Here is a 17,116-nt window from a genome sequence, read left to right as displayed (position 1 = left end):
GCCTCTCCGTTCATTGCGGCCCCTGCCACACGACGCGGGTCCTGCCCGTGGCACCAGTGGCTCCCCATCCCGGTGCCAGGCAGGCTCACGACCGCTGCTCGACCTCCGCCCGCAGCGCCGGGAAGTCCGGTGCGAAGACCTGCGCGCTCTGCCGCGTACGGATGAACGCCCCGCTGCTGCCCGCGTCGGACCAGACGCAGACCCCGGCCAGCACTCCGTTGAACAGCCCGTCGCTGCATCGGCCCAGCCCGCCCAGCGGTCCGGGGTCCGCCTCGACGAAGTTCTGGGCGCTGAACTTCTTGCTCAGTTCCGAGGTGAGCAGGTCGAGCCGAGCCTCCGGTGTCTCGCTGGTCGAGGCGAACGCGGTGAAGAAGGTGATGTCCTCAGTGGCGGTGTCGCCGTAGGCGCCCTGCGCGGCCGCGGTCACTTCGGGTTCTGCCGGGTCGGTGGTCACGCCGCTGCCGGTGGTGTCGATCCGCGGCTGGCCGCCCAGCGTCGCGGGAGCCACCACGGTGATGGTCCCGGCGCCGCCGGGAGCTGCCGAGCCGGCGGGTGCGGAGGCTTCCGCGCCACCGACTCCGGGGGCACCTGCCGTGGCCGACGCATTGCTCTGCGGTCCCGCCGCCTGCTTCGTCGCGCCGCCGGACGAGCCGGCGGTCCCGTTCGGAGCGATGGCGAACGAAAGGCCGACCACCGCGGCGCACAGCGCCACCACCGCGGCTACGGTGATCAGACCGATCCGGAGCCACGGTTTCCGGCTCGGGTAGACCCGTCCATTCGCCGGAGCACCGGTCGCGGCCGGGAACTGTGCCGGGCTGCCGGGCGCGGGAATCGGCGCGGAGTACGGGCTCTGGTGCGGATCGACTGGCTGCGACATCGGTGACTCCATCTCGGAACTGGCTTCGTGATCAGCACGGCCGGCGCCGGTGAACGGTTCAGGCTGTGCCGACGGACACCCGAGCAGTCCCACCTCGGTCGCGTGCCGCTGAACGGTCAGAGCCGACCGGTCACCGCTCGTGCCTGTCCGCTTACCGCTCGCCGACCGCTGGGAGCTGCGTCGCCTTCCGCCCGGCCATAAGGATCGGAGATGTTCGATCGAAGCTTCGACGGGGAGGCATCATGACGGGCGTACGGAGGCGGGATCTGCTGGCGGGAACGGCCGGCGCGGCGGCACTGGCGGGGAGCGGGATCGCGGTCGCGACGTCGGCGCGGGCGGGGCAGCGCCACGAGACCGAGGATCGGGAGCGGCGGGTCACGCTGCGGCAGGGCACCGACGTGGCTGCCCAGCTCTCCCCGGACGGCCGGATGATCGCGATGGACCTGGTCAGCGTGTTGTGGGTGTTACCAGCGTCGGGCGGTCCGGCGCGCCGGCTCACGAGCGACCTGTTCGACATCGCCCAGCCGGAGTGGGCGCCGGACAGCTCGACGATCACCTTCCAGTCCTATCGCGACGGCAACTTCAACCTGTGGCTGATCCGCCCGGACGGCTCCGGGCTGCGGCAGCTCACCCGCGGCCCGTACGACCACCGGGAGCCCCGCTTCTCCCCGGACGGGCGACGCATCGCCTTCTCCTCCGACCGGTCCGGCAGCTACGGAATCCACCTGCTCGACCTGGACACCGGGCAGACCCGGGTCGTCGCCGACAGTCAGCTGGAGGAGTACGAGCCGGCCTGGTCGCCGGACGGAACCCGCATCGCGTTCGTGGTCGCGAACACCCGAATCGACGTGGTCGACCTCACCAGCGGTGCCCGGACCACCGCGGTCACCGCCCCGACCGCTGCCGTTCTGCACAGCCCGGCGTGGACCCCGGACGGCCGTGACCTGGTCTACCACCGGCTGCTCGACGGCCGCAGCGAACTGTGGCGGAACGACGCGCCGCTGGTCACCGGCGAGGACGCCTACCCGTTCCGGGTCTCCTGGCGCTCGGGGCGCGAGTTCGTCTACACGGCGGACGGCCGGATCCGGCGCCGCCGGCTCGACAACGACCGCCACCACGACATCGGCTTCGTCGCCCCGGTGACCGTCGCCACGCCCCGCTACCGCAAGCGGCGGCGGGACTTCGACTCGACCACCCGCAGACCGGTGGTGGGCATCGGCAGCCCGGTGCTCTCCCCGGACGGTCGGCAGGTGGCATTCCGGGCGCTCAACGACGTCTACCTGCTGACGATCGGTCAGTCGCCCCGCCCGCTCACCCGCGACCAGTGGTGGAAGTGCGACCCGGCGTGGTCACCCGACGGGCGGTACCTGTCGTACTCCACCGACCGGGGCGGAAAGCTGGACATCTGGCTGCGTGACCTGCGGACCGGCGCGGAGCGACAGCTGACCGACCTGCCGGACGCCGCGGCGCTGTCCGGGACCTGGTCGCCGCAGAGCACCCACCTGGCGTTCCTCGACCAGAACGGCGCCCTCTACACCGTCGAGGTGGCGTCGGGGCAGGTGCAGCCGGTCTTCGGCGCTACCTTCGAACCCGGCCGCCCCACCTGGTCGGCCGACGGGCGGGTCATCGCCCTCGCCGCCGTCGTACCCTATTCGGCCCGCTACCGGGAGGGGCTCAGCAAGATCCTGCTGGTCGACCGGATCTCCGGCGCCGCCCGCTACGTCGATCCGATGCCGCACCGGTCCATTCAGACCCGAGGGGACGACGGGCCGGTCTGGTCGCCCGACGGCCGGCGGATGGCGTTCGTGGTGGCAAGCGTCCTCTGGGTGGTCGACGTCCACCCGGACGGCACCTTCGCCGGCACGCCCCGCCAGGTGACCCACGAGGTGACCGACGCGCCCAGCTGGAGCGGCGACTCCGCCCAGCTGCTGTACCTGAACAATGGGCGGCTGCGGCTGGTGTCGGCCGACGGCGGCGCACCACGCACCGTCCCGGTCGGTCTGAGCTGGGCCAACAGTCGGCCGCGCGGACGTACGGTGATCCGGGCCGGACACCTGTGGGACGGCGTCAGCCGGCGGCTGCGCGCGGACGTCGACGTGGTGGTCGAGGGGCATCGGATCGCCGCGGTCGAGCGGTCCCGGCCGGGCCGGGACGGGCGGATCGTCGACGCCCGCGACGGGGTGGTGATCCCGGGTCTGGTCGACATGCACCATCATCGGGAGATGCAGGGCTACGCCTACGGCGCTCGGCAGAACCGCCTCTGGCTCTCCCTCGGCGTGACCACCACCCGATCGCCCGGCAGCCCCGCCTATCACATGGTGGAGGAGCGGGAGTCGATCCAGTCCGGCGCCCGGATCGGCCCGCGGTACTTCGGCACCGGTGAGGCCGTCGACGGGTCGCGGATCTACTACAACTTCATGCGCCCGACCTTCGACGAGCGGCAGTTGGAATTGGAGCTGGAGCGGGCCGAGGCGCTGGACTACGACCTGATGAAGGCGTACGTCCGGCTGCCGGTCGTCTGGCAGCGGGCGGTGATCGCGTGGTCGCACCGGCGGGGTGTGCACTCCACTTCGCACTACCACTACCCGGCGTTCGCGTTCGGCAGCGACGGCATGGAGCACACCGGCGCGACGAACCGGTTCGGTTACTCCCGCACCGTCACCGCGATCGGCGCCGGATACCAGGACGTCATCGACATCTTCAACATCTCGCGGGCGGCCCGCACACCGACCCTGTTCGGGGCGAACACGCTGCTGCGTGAGGACACCTCGCTGGTCACCGACCGGCGGGTGCGCACCCTCTACCCGTCCTGGCAGTACGCCGCGTTGCAGGCCGCGGCCGTCGCCGCGCAGACCACGGACCAGACGGCCAACCGGCAGAACCTGGCCCGGCAGGTCGCCCAGGCGGCGGCGATGATCCGCGGTGGCGGGCTGGTGCTCACCGGCACCGACTCGCCTATCGCGTTCAACGCGGTCAGCCTGCACCTCAACCTGCGGGCGATGGTGAAGTACGGGCTCACCCCGTACGAGGCGTTGACGACCGCGACCCGGGCGCCCGGGGAGTTCCTGGAGGAGCCGATCGGGCGGCTCGCGCCCGGCAGCTACGCGGACCTGGTGGTGCTCGGCGGTGATCCGCTCACCGACATCGACCAGGCCGCCAACGTGCGGCAGACCATGACCAACGGGGTGCTGCACCGCGTGGACGACCTGCTCGCGCCGTTCGCGGGCGAACGTGCGGTGCCGGCCGCCGCGGTGAGCAGGGTACTGCCGCCGCTGCCCGCGCACCCGGACAACGCCCGGTACTGGTGGCACGACCCGCACTACGTCGAAGCGGGTCGCCATTCGTGCTGCGCCGAAGGCTGACGACTCAGCCGCACCCGCTCTGCCGCCGGGCCCCGTGTGCTTCCGGGGTCCGGCGGCGCGGGTAGCGGGCGCCGGGCGAGGAGTCAGGCGTGGCTGAGCAGGTCCAGACCGACCAACCGGTCGCTGAGCCGCCAGAGTCGCCGCGCGCAGGAGCGGTCGCCGACGATCGGGGCCGGGACGGCCCGCAGTGTGCCCTCGTAGTAGCCGCCGTTGACGGTGTCACTGACCGCTGCGCGCAGCACCGCCAACGCGCCGTCCTCGACGGGGGCGCCGCTGCGGCTGTAGAGGTGGGTCAGGGAAGTCCGCACCACGCCGGGGTGCACGTTCACTGCGGTCAGCCCGTCGACGCGTTCGGCCAGTTCGGCGCCGAACACGGTGAGGGCCAGCTTCGCCTGGGCGTAGGCCGCGACCGGTGAGTAGCGCCCGGCGCGGTCGAGGTCGTCCCAGGGCAGGTTTCCCATCCGGTGCAGGCTCGACGAGAGGTTGACCACCCGGGGCCCGTCGGCCGCGGTCAGTGCGGGCAGCAACAACCGGGTCAACAGGTACGGGGCGAGATAGTCGACCTGCCAGGTCAGCTCGTGGCCGTCGGCCGTCTGCACGCGCCGGGTGTCACCGGCGACGGCGGCGTTGTTGACCAGCAGGTCCAGTGGGGACGTGACCTGGTCGGCGAGGTCGCGAACCTCGGCCAACCGGGTGAAGTCGGCCGCGATCGGCCGTAGCCGTTCCGGGTCGGCGCCCTGACTGATCAGCCGGTCGACGGCCACCGCGCCCTCGGCGGCGGTACGGGCGTGCAGCAGCACCCGCCATCCCATGGCGGTCAGCCGTGCGGCGACGGCGTAGCCGATGCCCTCGGCGGCGCCGGTGACGAACGCTGTCCTGCGGCGGGGCGGGTGCCGTAGCGGGCTGCGACTCCGCTCGGGTAGCGCGGTGACGGTGGGTACGGGGTCGGCGGTGATGGTGGGCATGGTCTCTCGCCTCAGCGCGGGTGATGGCTGGTATCGGGCAGCGCCGAGCAGGCGTGCTGGATCGCCTCGATGCAGGCACCGGCCAGCTCGGCAGCGGTGAGGTCGTACGTGGCGCGGGGGTCGATCCGCAGGGCCGCGAGGCGTCCGTCGGGCCGGACGGTGGCCTCGACGTACCCGGCGGGATCGGCGGCGGTAATGCCCGATTCGATGATGTCGTACACAGTCGTTGCTTTCTGCCGGATGGGGCCGCGGCAGGTCCCGGCCGAACCGGCGGGGACCTGCCGCGTGGAGGCTGAAAGGGACGGGTGGCGGACCTGCGCTCCGCCGAGGCGGTGTCGTTGCGCTGTCTGGACCGCACCGACCCGCCTTGAACAGTTCGAGAGATTCGCCGTTTCGAGGGGACCGACGTCGTCCTTTCACCCTGTCGGGGTTCGATTGCCCCGACGTCACGAGCACACCTCGGCTGCCCGGCCGTGAGCAAGGATCTTGACGCCCTCGGTACGCGCCGGGACCGGTTTTTCACGCCACCGATACGTCGGACACCTGCCGCGAAGGGCGCGGACCGGTGTGCCACTCATCGTGGGGAACCGTCCACTCGTCGCAGCGGGCCGTACATTGGCCGCGCGGGCCGCGCAGACCGGGCTGAGTCCCGCTGCCTCCGGCCCGTCCGTTTGGATAATCGACCCGCCATGGAGAGCACTCCGGTCCTGTTGGACACCGACATCGGCAACGACATCGACGATGCCGCCTGCCTTGCGTACCTGCTCGCGCAGCCGCGTTGCGAACTGCTCGGCATCACCACGGTGACCGCCGAGCCGGCGCGCCGCGCCGCTCTCGCGAGCGTGCTGTGCCGGGCCGCGGGGCGTACGGTGCCGATCTATCCGGGGGCCGCCGAGCCGCTGGCCGGTCCGCCGGTGCAGGGTCCACCGCCGCAGGCGACCGCCCTGCCCAGGTGGGACCACGAGTCGTCGTTTCCGGCGGGTGAGGCGGTGGAGTTCCTGCGGCGGACGATCCGGGCGCGGCCGGGTGAGGTCACGTTGCTGGCGATCGGCCCGCTGACGAACGTCGCGTTGCTCTTCGCTGTGGACCCGGAGATCCCGTCGTTGCTGGGGTCGCTGGTGCTGATGGGCGGGGCGTTCACCACGGTGCCGGGCCCGGAGTGGAACATCCGCTGCGACCCGCACGCGGCGGCGCGCGTGTACGCGGCCCGGGTGCCGGTGCACCGCTCGCTCGGTCTCGACGTGACGACTCGGGTGCGGATGGAGGCCGACGCGTTCCTGGAGCACTGCACCACCCCGCTGTTGCGTCCGGTAGCGGACATGGCCGCGTCGTGGTTCGCCGAGCGTCGCGAGGTCACGTTCCACGATCCGCTGGCTGCGGCGACGCTGTTCGACCCGGAGCTGTGCGTGTTCGCCTCCGGCGAGGTGACGGTCGACCCTGCGGCCTGGCCGGCGGCGGGAGTTACGACGTGGCGGGCCGCGGAGCAGGGCGGGCGGGGGCCGCACGAGGTGGCGGTCGGGGTGCGCCCGGAGGCCTTCCTCGACCACTACCTGACGATCCTCGACGCCGCGCCGCACGGCGCCCGGGTCGATCGCCGCTGAGCGTCAGACGGGTGAAGCACGCGTAGGGCGAGCCGGGCGCTGCCGAGGTGAGCCGGCGCGATGCCTGGGGTGAGGTACCGCATCGATCGGTTGGCCGCTGATCGTCCTCGCCCGTTCCGACGAATGCACCGCGCCGCTCGGCCTAGCATTGTTCGTGCTCAAGAATCGGACGTCCTGGAACCTGCCGATGGTCGGCTCGGCCGTCGCCGCGCTTCCCATGATCGTCGCGTTCCCGGTGTTCCAGCGCCGGTTCATCCAGGGCGCCTTGATGAGTGGACCCAGGGGATGAGCGTCTCGTCGCCCCGCCAACTGGTCGAGGAGTTGCTGAACGACGGTGGGGGAGTGCTGCGGCTCGCGCCGGCGTTCGTGGCGCGGGACCTGGTGCCGCCCGGCCGGCGGTTCGGTCTGCCCGAGGACGCGTACGACCTGGGGGAGCGGGGCTTCCTCTGCGAGCGGTGGCTGGGCTCGACGACGAAGGCGGACAACCGGATCGGCCCGGACGACGAGGGGCTCAGCCGGGTCGTCGACTCGTCGGGCCGGCCCCGGATGACGTTGCGGGATGCCGTGGCGGCCGACCCCGGTGCGATCATGGGGGAGGCGTACGCGGCGAGCCATCCGCAGGGTCTCGGGCGGCTGGCGAAGCTGCTCGACTACGGCGCGCGGATTCCGTACCACATCCATCCGCCGCAACGGTTCGCCGAGCTGCTGGGCCGCCGGTCGAAGGACGAGGCGTACTACTTCCCGTCCGGTGTCGACGCCGGCCCGCACCCGGAGACGTTCTTCGGGGTGCATCCGTGGATCGTCCGTGAGGGCGCGTACGACGTGCTCCTGCCGTACCTGGTCGACTGGGACAGCGACCTGATTCTGCGGCATTCACGTGCCGAGTTGCAGGTGCCGGACGAGGGGTTCCAGGTGCCCTCCGGGGTGCTGCACGGGCCGGGTACGGCGCTCACCGTGGAGCTGCAGGAGGACTCGGACGTCTTCGCGATGTTCCAGGCGCTCAACGCCGGCCGGATCATCTCCAAGGAACTGCTCTTCCACGACGTACGCCCGGCCGACCGCGAGGCGCATGGCGAACGCTTCCCGCTCAACTTCGTGGAGTGGGAGCTCAACGGCGACCCGTATTTCTACGAGAACAACCACCTGAGCCCGCAGCCGATCGCCACCGACGGCGGCGGCGCCGAGTGGTGGATCTTCTACAACACCCCGAAGTTCAGCGGGAAGAAGCTCGTCGTGCCGCCCGGGGGACAGCACACGGCGACCGAGAACGGGGTGTACTCGATCCTGGTCTGGTCGGGTGCCGGGCGGTATTGCGGGCTCGACGTGCGCGGCGGCGACGCCGACCGGGACGAGTTGCTGGTGAGTCACGCGGTGGCGGCGGCCCCGCACACGGTGGAGAACACCGGCGACACCGACCTGGTGGTCTTCAAGTTCTTCGGCCCGGACGTCAACGAGCCGCCGTCGATCAAGAGGTTCGCGGGGTAGAGCGAAGCGGAAACCCAGCCGCGAGGTACGTCACCTGGTTGCCATACGTACTAGTAGGTATGGTGGTGGGGTGGCCAGACAACAGGACGACGCGCGTGAGCGTCTGATCGAGGGAACCTCCGAGCTGCTCTGGGAGCGCGGGTACGTGGGTGTCAGCCCGGCGGCGATCCTGCGCCGGTCCGGAGTCGGACAGGGCAGCATGTACCACCACTTCCAGGGCAAAGGGGACCTGGTTCTGGCCGCCGAGCGACACAGCGCCGCGTTGATGCAGGAGGAGCTGAGGTCCGTCCTCACCGGCGAGGGGACGGCGTTCGACCGGATCGCCGCGTACCTGTTGCGGGAGCGCGACGCGCTCCGCGGGTGCCGGGTGGGCCGGCTGGTCGCCGACCCGGAGGTGGTCGTCAACGACCAGCTCCGCGAGCCGGTCCGGGAGACCTTCGCGCTCCTGCACAAGTTCCTCGTCGACGTGATCGAAGAGGGCAGGGCGGCCGGCGAGTTCGCCCCGGAACTCGACGCCGAGGAGACGGCCGACACCCTCGCGGCGGTGGTGCAGGGCGGGTACGCCCTGGCCCGGGCGGAGCAGTCGGTCGTGCCGTACGAACGTGCCGTGCGGGGCGCCCTGGCGCTGCTCAAGGCCGCCGCGCCCAGTGCCGGGTGAGTCGGCCGCCGCAGCCGTGGTGACGCGCCGAGATCAGGGACGCCGGCGCTGAGCCGCGGTCGGCGGCTGATCGACCTTCCACTCGGCGGCGACTCCCGCCGGCACACCTGACAACCAGCTGGCGCGCACCCGCGCGTCCGCTCGCTTCGGCACGTCCCGATGTCTTCCTGGACGCGCCGCGCTTCGTCGTGCCCGGAAACGGCACGCCGGTCGGCAAAGGCGCTGCGGCGCGGGACCCGTCCGCCATGGCGATTCACGGAGACCAAATCACTGTCCGGCGCGTAGGCCGGCAGCCACTGCTCGAGGAGAACCCGAATGTCCATCGATCCACCAGTGGCCGTGGAGCACGGCGCACCGCTCACTTCGGCGGCGCCGCCGGCCGATCTCCCGGCCGGCCGCCGCCGGCCGGTCCGCACACGATCGGCGGCTCTGCTCGCCGTCGGTCTGGTGCTGCTCGCCATGAACCTCCGTCCCGGGGTGGTGGCGGTCTCGCCGCTGCTCGACGCCATGCGTGCCGACACCGGCATGTCGACCGGGATGGCCGGTCTGCTCACCACCCTTCCCCTGCTCTGTTTCGGGCTGCTGGCCCCGTTCGCGCCCCGCATCGGACGCCGGTTCGGGGTGAACCCCGTACTTCTGGTCATGATGGTGCTGCTGGCCGCCGGAACCGTCCTGCGGCTGCTGCATCCCACGAGCATGCTGCTGATCGGCACCCTGGTCGTCGGCGCGGCGATCGCCGTGGCCAACGTGCTGCTCCCCGGCGTGATCAAGCAGGAGTTCCGGTCCCGGGTCGCCCTCATGTCGGGCATCTACACCATGTCGCTGTTCCTCGGCGCGGCGCTCGCGGCCGGCGTGACCCTGCCGATCCAGAACGCCCTGCACTTCGGCTGGCGGTCGGCCCTGGCGATGTGGGGTGTCCTCGCCGTGCTGGCTGTGCTCGTGTGGCTGCCGCAGCTGCGGCACCGGACCGCGGGCGAGCGCGCGGGTATGTCCCGGTCGCCCGGTGGCGACGTCAGTGACCAGGTGGTACGCGGGCTCTGGACGCATCCCGTGGCGTGGTTCGTGGCGTTCTACTTCGCGGCCCAGTCGCTGGTCTTCTATTCCGCGGCGGCGTGGCTGCCGACGGTTCTCACCGGCACGGGGATGTCGTCCGGTACGGCCGGCTGGATGCTCTCCTTCTCCAGCCTGGCCGCCATCGTCGGAGCGTTGTTCACCCCGATGCTGGCCCACCGTTGGTTCCATCCCGGCGTGCTGGTGCTGCTGAGCGCCCTGCTGACCATGGTCGCTTTTGCCGGCCTCCTGGTGGAGCCGGGAGCGAACACCTATCTGTGGATGGCGTTGCTGGGTGTGGGGCAGGGCGCCGGTCTGAGCCTGTCGGTGATGTTCATCGTGCTGCGCGCGCCGGACGCCCGGCACGCCGCACAACTGTCGAGCATGGCGCAGTGCTCCGGGTACATCCTCGCGGCCGTCGGCCCCTTCGCTATCGGTGCGCTGCACGACGCCACCGGCAGCTGGGTGGTTCCGCTGGCGGTGCTGGTCGCCCTCGGCGTGCCCACGATCGCCTCCGGGCTCGGCTCGGCCCGAAACCGGTACGCCTCCCGCGAGGTCACCGCAAGCTGACGGCGGCGCGTGGGCTGCGGGCTTTCCTGGCGCACTAGTCTCGACGCATGGCGAGGTACTACGACGTGCATCCGGACAACCCGCAGCCCCGGGCCATCGGCCAGGTCGTCGACCTGGTCCGCGGCGGTGGCCTAATCGCCTACCCCACCGACTCCTGCTACGCCCTCGGTTGCCGGCTCGGCAACCAGGACGGCCTCGACCGGATCCGCCAGATCCGGCAGCTCGACGAGCGCCACCACTTCACCCTGGTGTGCCGGGACTTCGCGCAGCTCGGCCAGTTCGTCAAGGTCAGCAACTCGGTCTTCCGCCTCGTGAAGGCGTCGACTCCCGGCAGCTACACGTTCATCCTGCCGGCCACCCGGGAGGTGCCGCGTCGGATGCTGCATCCCCGCAAGCGCACCGTCGGCGTGCGCGTGCCGGACCACGCGGTCACCCAGGCGCTCCTGGCCGAACTCGGCGAGCCGCTGGTGTCGAGCACGTTGATCCTGCCCGGCGACGACGAGCCGATGACCCAGGGCTGGGAGATCAAGGAACGGCTCGACCATCTCGTCGACGCGGTGCTCGACGCCGGCGAGTGCGGCAAGGAACCGACCACCGTGATCGACCTGTCCGAGGACGAGCCGGAGATCCTGCGCCATGGGGCAGGAGACACCTCCCGCTTCGAATAGAGGCAGATGCGTCGATGTACCATCCGGTACATGGATTACGCGGAGACTGTCGTCACGACGGCCGGACGCGGCCGTGCCTGGGCCGCGCTCGCGGACGTGACCGCATATCCACGCTGGACGGCGTCGATGACGTCCGTCGAACCGCTCGATGGTCCGGCGCTCGCCGTGGGTAACCGTTTCCGCATCCGGCAGCCCGGCCTCCCGGTCAACATCTGGCAGGTGCGCGAGGTACGCGAGGGGGAGTCGTACGTCTGGGAGGCGCACGCGCCCGGCGTGCGTACCGTCGCGTACCACCGGCTGGAGAGCGAGGCGGGCGGGGCGACCCGGATCAGCATCGGCATCCGGCAGACCGGTCCACTCGCCAGGCTGGTCGCGTTGCTGATCTCGGCGAAGACCCGGCGGTACGTGCGACTGGAGGCGGCCGGCCTCAAGGCCGCCGCCGAGTCGCGTGACGCTCCGGAAGCGGGCGACACGGCGACGGCGGATGGCCGCTGACCCGCGCGTCGCGCTGCTCGACCGGTGCGTCGCCTTCCTGAAGGAGGGGGGCTTCAGCCGGCTCAGCCTTCGGGAGATCGCCGCCGGTGCGGGCACCAGTCACCGCATGCTGCTCTACCACTTCGGCAGCCGGGAGGGCCTGCTCGCCCAGGTCGTCGGGCGGATCGAGGCGGAGCAGCGGCAGACGCTCAGCACGCTCGCGACCGGATCGGATGATCCGACCGAGGTCAGCCGCAGCTTCTGGCGACGCCTGGCCGACCCCGATCTGGCACCGGCGGAACGGCTCTTCTTCGAGATCTACGCGCAGGCGCTCTACGACCGGTCCTGGGGCGAGCCGTTCCGTGCCTCGGTGATCGCCGCCTGGGCCGGACCGGTCGAGGAGGTGTTCGGCCGGCTCGGGTTCGACGAGACGGAAGCCCGTCTTCGGGCCCGGCTCGCCCTGGCCGCGACCCGCGGCCTCCTGCTCGACCTGCTCATCACCGGCGACCGGGAGACAGCCGACGCGGCAGCCGAGCTGTTCGCGCGGATCATCACCTCGCCCCCTCCGGCGACGAACTCCGTCCCGGCTGAGGACGGTCGGACGAACTGACCTGCGCGATGTGATCACCGAGGTTGGCGAGCAGGAAGTTCACCTCGACGAGGTGCCGGATCTGTTGGCTTGCGCCGCGTTCGTCGAGCAACGGACGGACGCGGTTCAGCTCGTCCACGCAACGGGTCGGGACGAGCGCGGAGTGCGGCACGTCGCCGCGGGCGATCTGGTCGGCGATCTCGTCGAACGCCGATCGCACCTGGACGGCGACGCCGTGCAGATGCGCGGCCGTCTCCGGCCAGTCGGCCAGGCAGCCGGGTGGATTCCGGAACAGCGTCGCCGGTAGGCCGTGCAGCGCGTGGTGCCCCACGGCGATGACGGCCTGCCAGTCCACCCCGCCGGAGTGCGGATCGTGTCGTTCGCCGTGGTACTGGGCGTAGGAGGCGTCGGCGAGCGCCGCCGCCCGGATGGCCCGGCTGAGCGCGCCAACCGGTCGCGGACCGCCGAGCGTCCCCTCGACGGCCTGTTCGACCAGGTCCCCGATCGCCCGCAGGTAACTGGCGGTGTTCCTCCGCAGGTCGTGGCGGGCGCCACGGGGCCACACGAGCACGCCGGCGAGGATTCCGACAGCCGCACCGACCAGGACGTTCACGAGGCGGGCCTCGGCGAGTTGGGGGCCCGCGGGCGCGAGCTGAGCGAAGACGAACGTGAGCAGCAGGGTGAACAGCGCCTGCGCCCAGGACGGACCCAGTAGCCGGCCGAGGGTGAACGCCAGCACCATGGTCACCGGCAGCGCGACGACGTAGACGATCGATCCGTTGACGAAGAGCATCAATGCGCCGCTGGCGAGCGCGCCGGCGATGGTGCCCAGCACGGCCGGCCGCAGCGCCGTGCGGGTGTCCACGGCCGAGGTGCGCAGCACGGTGAGCGTCGCCAGCAGCACCCAGAAGCCGTGCTGCAGAGGCAGCACGCCGGCGATCACCCGGGCGGCGGCCAGCGCCACGGCGAGTCGCAGCGCCGTCTGGAACAGGGCGGAGCGGAACGTCAGGTGCGCCCCGAACTGCCGCCAGTACAGGCGCCACCCGCGCTGCCGCACGCTGCCGACCACCCCCTGGTAGGCGGCCACCGCAGGATGCTCGTCCGAGGTCGGGATGCCGACGGCGGCTCGGGCGCAGAGGGCCAGGATACGCACCTGGTCGGCGAGGCCCAGTGCCCCGGCGTCCAGGCACAGCCGCGGCAGGTCCGCCGAGGTCGTGGGGAACGCCCGCTCGGACACGCCGACCGCGGCGTCCAGGTCGTCGAGGGACGCCGGCGGCCCCCCGCGCTGCAGGGTCACGCCCGCGGCCCGGGTCGCGTCGGTGCACGCCCGAAGCAGCCGCGCTGTCGGCAGACTGGCCGGCGGCTGCGCCGGGGCTTCCGTCAGGATCCGCCGCACCTTGACGACCATCCCCCGCAGCGCCGCCTCGCACCCCCGCAGCCCACGGTCGCGTAGGGCGGAACCGGTCGGCCGCTCCGCCGACGGAAACTCCGCCAGTCTGAGCCGGGCCACCGATTCTGCGGCCTGTTCCTGCCACGCCGTCCGCTCGCGCGGGTCGCCTCCGGTGCCGGAGAGCAGCCGCGTGGTCCCGTCGAGCAGCGCCGCCAGGCGGTTCACAGCATGAGTGACCCGCTGGCGGTACGAGACGGGAACCGGATCCGGCCAGAGCAGCACCTCGGCGATGGCGAGCAGCACCACCGCGAGCGTCACGCCGATCAGCCGCTGCGGCAGGGTGTCCGGCTGGTACGGGGGGAAGGAGGCGAGTATGTAGAACAGTTGCAACGCGCCGACCAGGCCGGCCAGGCGCGGCCCACCGGTGCCGGCGAACGCCACGGTGAAGCCGATGACCAGCATCCCACCCGATGCCGCCCAGACGTTACCCGCCAGCACGGTGCCCACGGAGATCAGTACCCAGGCCGCCGGTAGCGCCAGGAGCAGGATCCGGGCGCGCTCACCGGGCGGGCCCGGCAGTTGGGTGAAGGCGCCCATGGAGACGGCGCCGAAGAGCGCGTACGTGGCCAGGGTCGGGTCACCCGCACCGTAGCGGCCGCCGTAGAAGCCGATGGACGCGACGAGGGTCAGCCGGGCGGCACGCCGTAGGACGACGTACCCCGGGTCACGGTGATGCACCCAGGCCAGGAGGCCGGTTCCGAGCACCCTGGACCTCCGTCGCACGCACCTCAGTCCCGGCCAATTGTCCATCCCGCAGCCGTGGCGGGGTCGGCGTTCGGTGCAAATCCCGCCCACGGAGGTCGTGCCGCCCCGCTCTCCGAGCGGTAGGTTGCCGATATGGACATTGATGATCACCGTGCCCGCCCTGCTCCCTTCCGTACCGACGCGCGGCGGAGGTGACAGTGAGGACGCACCCCCGCCTGTCGCGTCGGCTGGCCGGCGTCGCCACCGCCACGCTGACCGGCGCGCTGCTCGCCGTGCCGGCACCGGTCACCGGCGCGCCGCCGGCCGGCCCGCTACCCCAGATCACCCCCGTGCCGCAGCAGATCAGCCGGTCCGGCCCGGACGTCGTCGTCCCCGGCCGGGTCGAACTCGTCGTCGGTTCGGGTACCGACGATCCCGCGCGGCAGCTTCTCGTCGACCTGCTCCGCAGCCATGGCGCCGACCGGGTCGACCTGGTGGCCGAGCCGTCCGGCCGGGCGCCGCTGTCGATCCGGCTCGGCCCGGCGGACCGCGCGGACGTCGCGGCCGCGTTGCAGAGCGCCGTACCCGAGCACGCTGAGGCGTACGCGCTGAACGTCACCCGGTCCGGTGCGCCGCTCGGCCGGGTCGCTCTCGGCGGCGCGGACGCCGCCGGGCAGTACTACGCCGTGCAGACTCTGCGGCAGCTCTTCGTGCCCAGCCCCGACGGCGGCTGGCGGATCGCCGGCGCCACGGTGCGGGACTACCCGGCCATGCCACTGCGGGGCACGATCGAGGGCTTCTACGGTCAGCCCTGGAGTCACCATGAGCGGCTGAACCAGCTCGCGTTCTACGGGGCGGTCAAGGCGAACACCTACATCTACGCGCCGAAGGACGACCCGTACCACCGGGAGCGGTGGCGCGAGGCGTACCCGGCGACGAAGCTGGCCGAGCTGAGCGAGCTGGTCGATCAGGCGGCCGCCCACCACGTCCGCTTCACGTTCGCGTTGTCGCCCGGCAACACGATCTGTTACAGCGGTGCGGCCGACCGTTCCGCCCTGCTCGCCAAGTTCCAGTCGATGTACGACATCGGAGTGCGCGCCTACTCCATCCCGCTGGACGACATCTCGCTACGTTTCAACTGTCCGGAGGACAGCGCCCGCTACGGCGCCGCCAACCAGGGCAGCGTCGGTCGGGCCCAGGCCGAACTGCTGAGCTACGTGCAGGACGCCTTCGTCGACACCCACGAGGGCACGCAGGCGCTGCAGACGGTTCCGACGCAGTACGGCGACCTGACCGAGACGTCGTACAAGCAGTCCTGGCGTGCCTACCTCGATCCCGAGGTCGTCGTGATGTGGACCGGCACCGCCGTCGTACCGCCCAGCATCACCATCAGCCAGGCCGAGCAGGTCTCGCAGCTCTTCGGCCGCAAGGTGTTCGTGTGGGACAACTACCCGGTCAACGACTACGGCAACACCAGCGGCCGGCTGCTGCTGGCGCCGTACGACAAGCGCGAAGCGGGGCTGTCCGAGCACCTGGCCGGCATCGTGTCGAATCCGATGAACCAGGCCGCGGCGAGCAAGATCGCCATCTTCGGCTTCGCCGACTTCACCTGGAACGACCGCGACTACGACCCGGCACGGAACTGGCGGGAGGCGATGCGCCACCTCAGCGGTGGCGACCCCGCAGCCACCCAGGCCCTGCTCGTCTTCGGCGACCTCAACCACCTGGCGCCGAGCTTCGGCGCCCCGTGGCAGCCGCAGGCGCCGGTCCTGGACGCGGCGATCCAGGCGTTCTGGACGGCCTGGAAGGCCGGTGACCGTAGCGCCGCGCTCAGCGGCCTGCGCCGCTACGTCGACCAGATCACCACCGCGCCGGCCGCCATCCGCGCCGGGGCGGTCGATCCCGACTTCGTCTCCGACGCCCGGCCGTGGCTCGACGCGACCGAGCTGTGGGGACAAGCGACTCAGCGGATGCTGGACGCGCTACGGGCCAGGCTCGACGGTGACGAGCCGGGCTCGGACGCGCTGGCCGTACAGTCGCAGGAGCTGCAGGACCAGGCGCGGGCGGTGGTGGTCGATCCGCCCGACAACACGTGGGGCCGGGCGCCGGTACGCATCGCCGACGGAGTGTTGGACACCTTCCTGATGCGTGCCCAGTTCGCCCTCGACCTGTGGGAACTCGGCGACGTGGAGAACCTCGCCATCGGCGGCATGGCGACCGCCTCCAGCGTCGAGCAGGACCTCGACCGGCTGGCCGCACGGTTCGTCAACGACGGCGACAACGGCACCCGGTGGGCGTCCGGGTATTCCGACACCGAGTGGGTCCAGGTCGAGTTGGCCGAACCGGCAGTGGTCAGCGCCGTGACGGTCAACTGGGAGTCCGCCTGCGCCACGTCGTACCGGATCCAGACCTCGGCCGACGGGGCCGACTGGCAGACCGTGCAGGATGTGACGGACTCCAGCTGCGCCCTCGACGTCGTGCGGCTCAACGATGACACGCCGATCCGCTTCGTGCGGATGCAGGGCGTCGACCGTAAGACGACCTGGGGCTACTCGATCTACGAACTGGGCGTCTACGGCGCGGCCGGCTGACGGCACACCGACCTCGCGGTGCGGGGTCGCCAACTGGTACGGCGTGATCGGCAGGGCACGGCCGAGGTCGTGTCCTGCCGATCACGCTCCGC

Annotated in this window: 14 protein-coding genes; 10 read left to right on the top strand and 4 right to left on the bottom strand. The window is 71.6% G+C overall.

The window, feature by feature from the left end; all coding sequences use genetic code 11:
- Positions 1 to 85: 85 nt before the first annotated feature.
- On the bottom strand, positions 86 to 877 hold the full coding sequence (locus tag BXA10_RS22385) for a hypothetical protein (protein WP_076472775.1): 792 nt from the start codon (positions 875 to 877) through the stop codon (positions 86 to 88).
- A 242-nt stretch (positions 878 to 1,119) separates the two neighbouring features.
- On the opposite strand from BXA10_RS22385, the gene BXA10_RS22380 reads away from it, so the two are divergent.
- Complete coding sequence (locus tag BXA10_RS22380; RefSeq protein ID WP_076472774.1) at positions 1,120 to 4,239, top strand: amidohydrolase family protein; 3,120 nt, start codon at positions 1,120 to 1,122, stop codon at positions 4,237 to 4,239.
- 83 nt (positions 4,240 to 4,322) lie between these two features.
- Here the strand turns inward: BXA10_RS22380 and BXA10_RS22375 are convergent, their stop codons facing one another.
- Entirely contained in the window at positions 4,323 to 5,204 is an 882-nt protein-coding gene (locus BXA10_RS22375; RefSeq protein WP_076472773.1) for an SDR family NAD(P)-dependent oxidoreductase, read from the bottom strand.
- Between the two features lie 11 nt (positions 5,205 to 5,215).
- Complete coding sequence (locus BXA10_RS22370; RefSeq protein WP_076472772.1) at positions 5,216 to 5,425, bottom strand: hypothetical protein; 210 nt, start codon at positions 5,423 to 5,425, stop codon at positions 5,216 to 5,218.
- Between the two features lie 468 nt (positions 5,426 to 5,893).
- Between BXA10_RS22370 and BXA10_RS22365 the strand changes: the two genes are divergently transcribed.
- The 8 genes from BXA10_RS22365 (at position 5,894) to BXA10_RS22335 (ending at position 12,320) form a co-directional block, all read left to right on the top strand.
- Positions 5,894 to 6,805 (top strand): nucleoside hydrolase, encoded by a 912-nt coding sequence (locus BXA10_RS22365; RefSeq protein WP_076472771.1) that lies wholly within the window; start codon positions 5,894 to 5,896, stop codon positions 6,803 to 6,805.
- A gap of 154 nt (positions 6,806 to 6,959) precedes the next feature.
- Complete coding sequence (locus BXA10_RS32465) at positions 6,960 to 7,094, top strand: hypothetical protein (protein WP_281251445.1); 135 nt, start codon at positions 6,960 to 6,962, stop codon at positions 7,092 to 7,094.
- Complete coding sequence (locus tag BXA10_RS22360; protein WP_076472770.1) at positions 7,091 to 8,290, top strand: cupin domain-containing protein; 1,200 nt, start codon at positions 7,091 to 7,093, stop codon at positions 8,288 to 8,290. Before BXA10_RS32465 ends, BXA10_RS22360 begins: the two co-directional genes overlap by 4 nt.
- Before the next feature lie 70 nt (positions 8,291 to 8,360).
- Positions 8,361 to 8,948 carry a TetR/AcrR family transcriptional regulator gene (locus BXA10_RS22355; RefSeq protein ID WP_076472769.1) on the top strand — a complete coding sequence of 196 codons (588 nt, stop codon included), beginning with the start codon at positions 8,361 to 8,363 and terminating at the stop codon, positions 8,946 to 8,948.
- A gap of 315 nt (positions 8,949 to 9,263) precedes the next feature.
- A complete protein-coding gene (locus tag BXA10_RS22350) occupies positions 9,264 to 10,568 on the top strand; it encodes a CynX/NimT family MFS transporter (protein ID WP_084753156.1) in 1,305 nt (434 codons plus the stop codon).
- Between the two features lie 47 nt (positions 10,569 to 10,615).
- Positions 10,616 to 11,236: an L-threonylcarbamoyladenylate synthase gene (locus tag BXA10_RS22345; protein ID WP_076472768.1), complete on the top strand. Its 621-nt coding sequence runs from the start codon at positions 10,616 to 10,618 to the stop codon at positions 11,234 to 11,236.
- A 30-nt stretch (positions 11,237 to 11,266) separates the two neighbouring features.
- Complete coding sequence (locus BXA10_RS22340; protein WP_076472767.1) at positions 11,267 to 11,731, top strand: SRPBCC family protein; 465 nt, start codon at positions 11,267 to 11,269, stop codon at positions 11,729 to 11,731.
- The gene (locus tag BXA10_RS22335) at positions 11,721 to 12,320 is read left to right on the top strand and encodes a TetR/AcrR family transcriptional regulator (protein ID WP_076472766.1); all 600 of its coding nucleotides are present in this window, start codon (positions 11,721 to 11,723) and stop codon (positions 12,318 to 12,320) included. Before BXA10_RS22340 ends, BXA10_RS22335 begins: the two co-directional genes overlap by 11 nt.
- Here the strand turns inward: BXA10_RS22335 and BXA10_RS22330 are convergent.
- On the bottom strand, positions 12,262 to 14,454 hold the full coding sequence (locus BXA10_RS22330) for an FUSC family protein (protein WP_076472765.1): 2,193 nt from the start codon (positions 14,452 to 14,454) through the stop codon (positions 12,262 to 12,264). The two genes, BXA10_RS22335 and BXA10_RS22330, sit on opposite strands and share 59 nt — an antisense overlap.
- Positions 14,455 to 14,651: 197 nt before the next feature.
- On the opposite strand from BXA10_RS22330, the gene BXA10_RS22325 reads away from it, so the two are divergent.
- Complete coding sequence (locus tag BXA10_RS22325; RefSeq protein ID WP_139338085.1) at positions 14,652 to 17,024, top strand: glycoside hydrolase family 84 protein; 2,373 nt, start codon at positions 14,652 to 14,654, stop codon at positions 17,022 to 17,024.
- Positions 17,025 to 17,116 lie beyond the last annotated feature (92 nt).

It is taken from the genome of Micromonospora avicenniae (assembly GCF_900156065.1).
Taxonomy (GTDB): domain Bacteria; phylum Actinomycetota; class Actinomycetes; order Mycobacteriales; family Micromonosporaceae; genus Micromonospora; species Micromonospora avicenniae.
This window is presented reverse-complemented; position numbering and strand designations above follow the sequence as displayed.

Excerpts from the sequence above, each read along its gene's own strand:
- BXA10_RS22350 (WP_084753156.1), top strand. The coding sequence starts at position 9,264 with ATGTCCATCGATCCACCAGTGGCCGTGGAGCACGGCGCACCGCTCACT.
- BXA10_RS22340 (WP_076472767.1), top strand. The coding sequence starts at position 11,267 with ATGGATTACGCGGAGACTGTCGTCACGACGGCCGGACGCGGCCGTGCC.
- BXA10_RS22360 (WP_076472770.1), top strand. The coding sequence starts at position 7,091 with ATGAGCGTCTCGTCGCCCCGCCAACTGGTCGAGGAGTTGCTGAACGAC.
- BXA10_RS22375 (WP_076472773.1), bottom strand. The coding sequence starts at position 5,204 with ATGCCCACCATCACCGCCGACCCCGTACCCACCGTCACCGCGCTACCC.
- BXA10_RS22385 (WP_076472775.1), bottom strand. The coding sequence starts at position 877 with ATGTCGCAGCCAGTCGATCCGCACCAGAGCCCGTACTCCGCGCCGATT.
- BXA10_RS22380 (WP_076472774.1), top strand. The coding sequence starts at position 1,120 with ATGACGGGCGTACGGAGGCGGGATCTGCTGGCGGGAACGGCCGGCGCG.
- BXA10_RS22365 (WP_076472771.1), top strand. The coding sequence starts at position 5,894 with ATGGAGAGCACTCCGGTCCTGTTGGACACCGACATCGGCAACGACATC.
- BXA10_RS22345 (WP_076472768.1), top strand. The coding sequence starts at position 10,616 with ATGGCGAGGTACTACGACGTGCATCCGGACAACCCGCAGCCCCGGGCC.
- BXA10_RS22335 (WP_076472766.1), top strand. The coding sequence starts at position 11,721 with ATGGCCGCTGACCCGCGCGTCGCGCTGCTCGACCGGTGCGTCGCCTTC.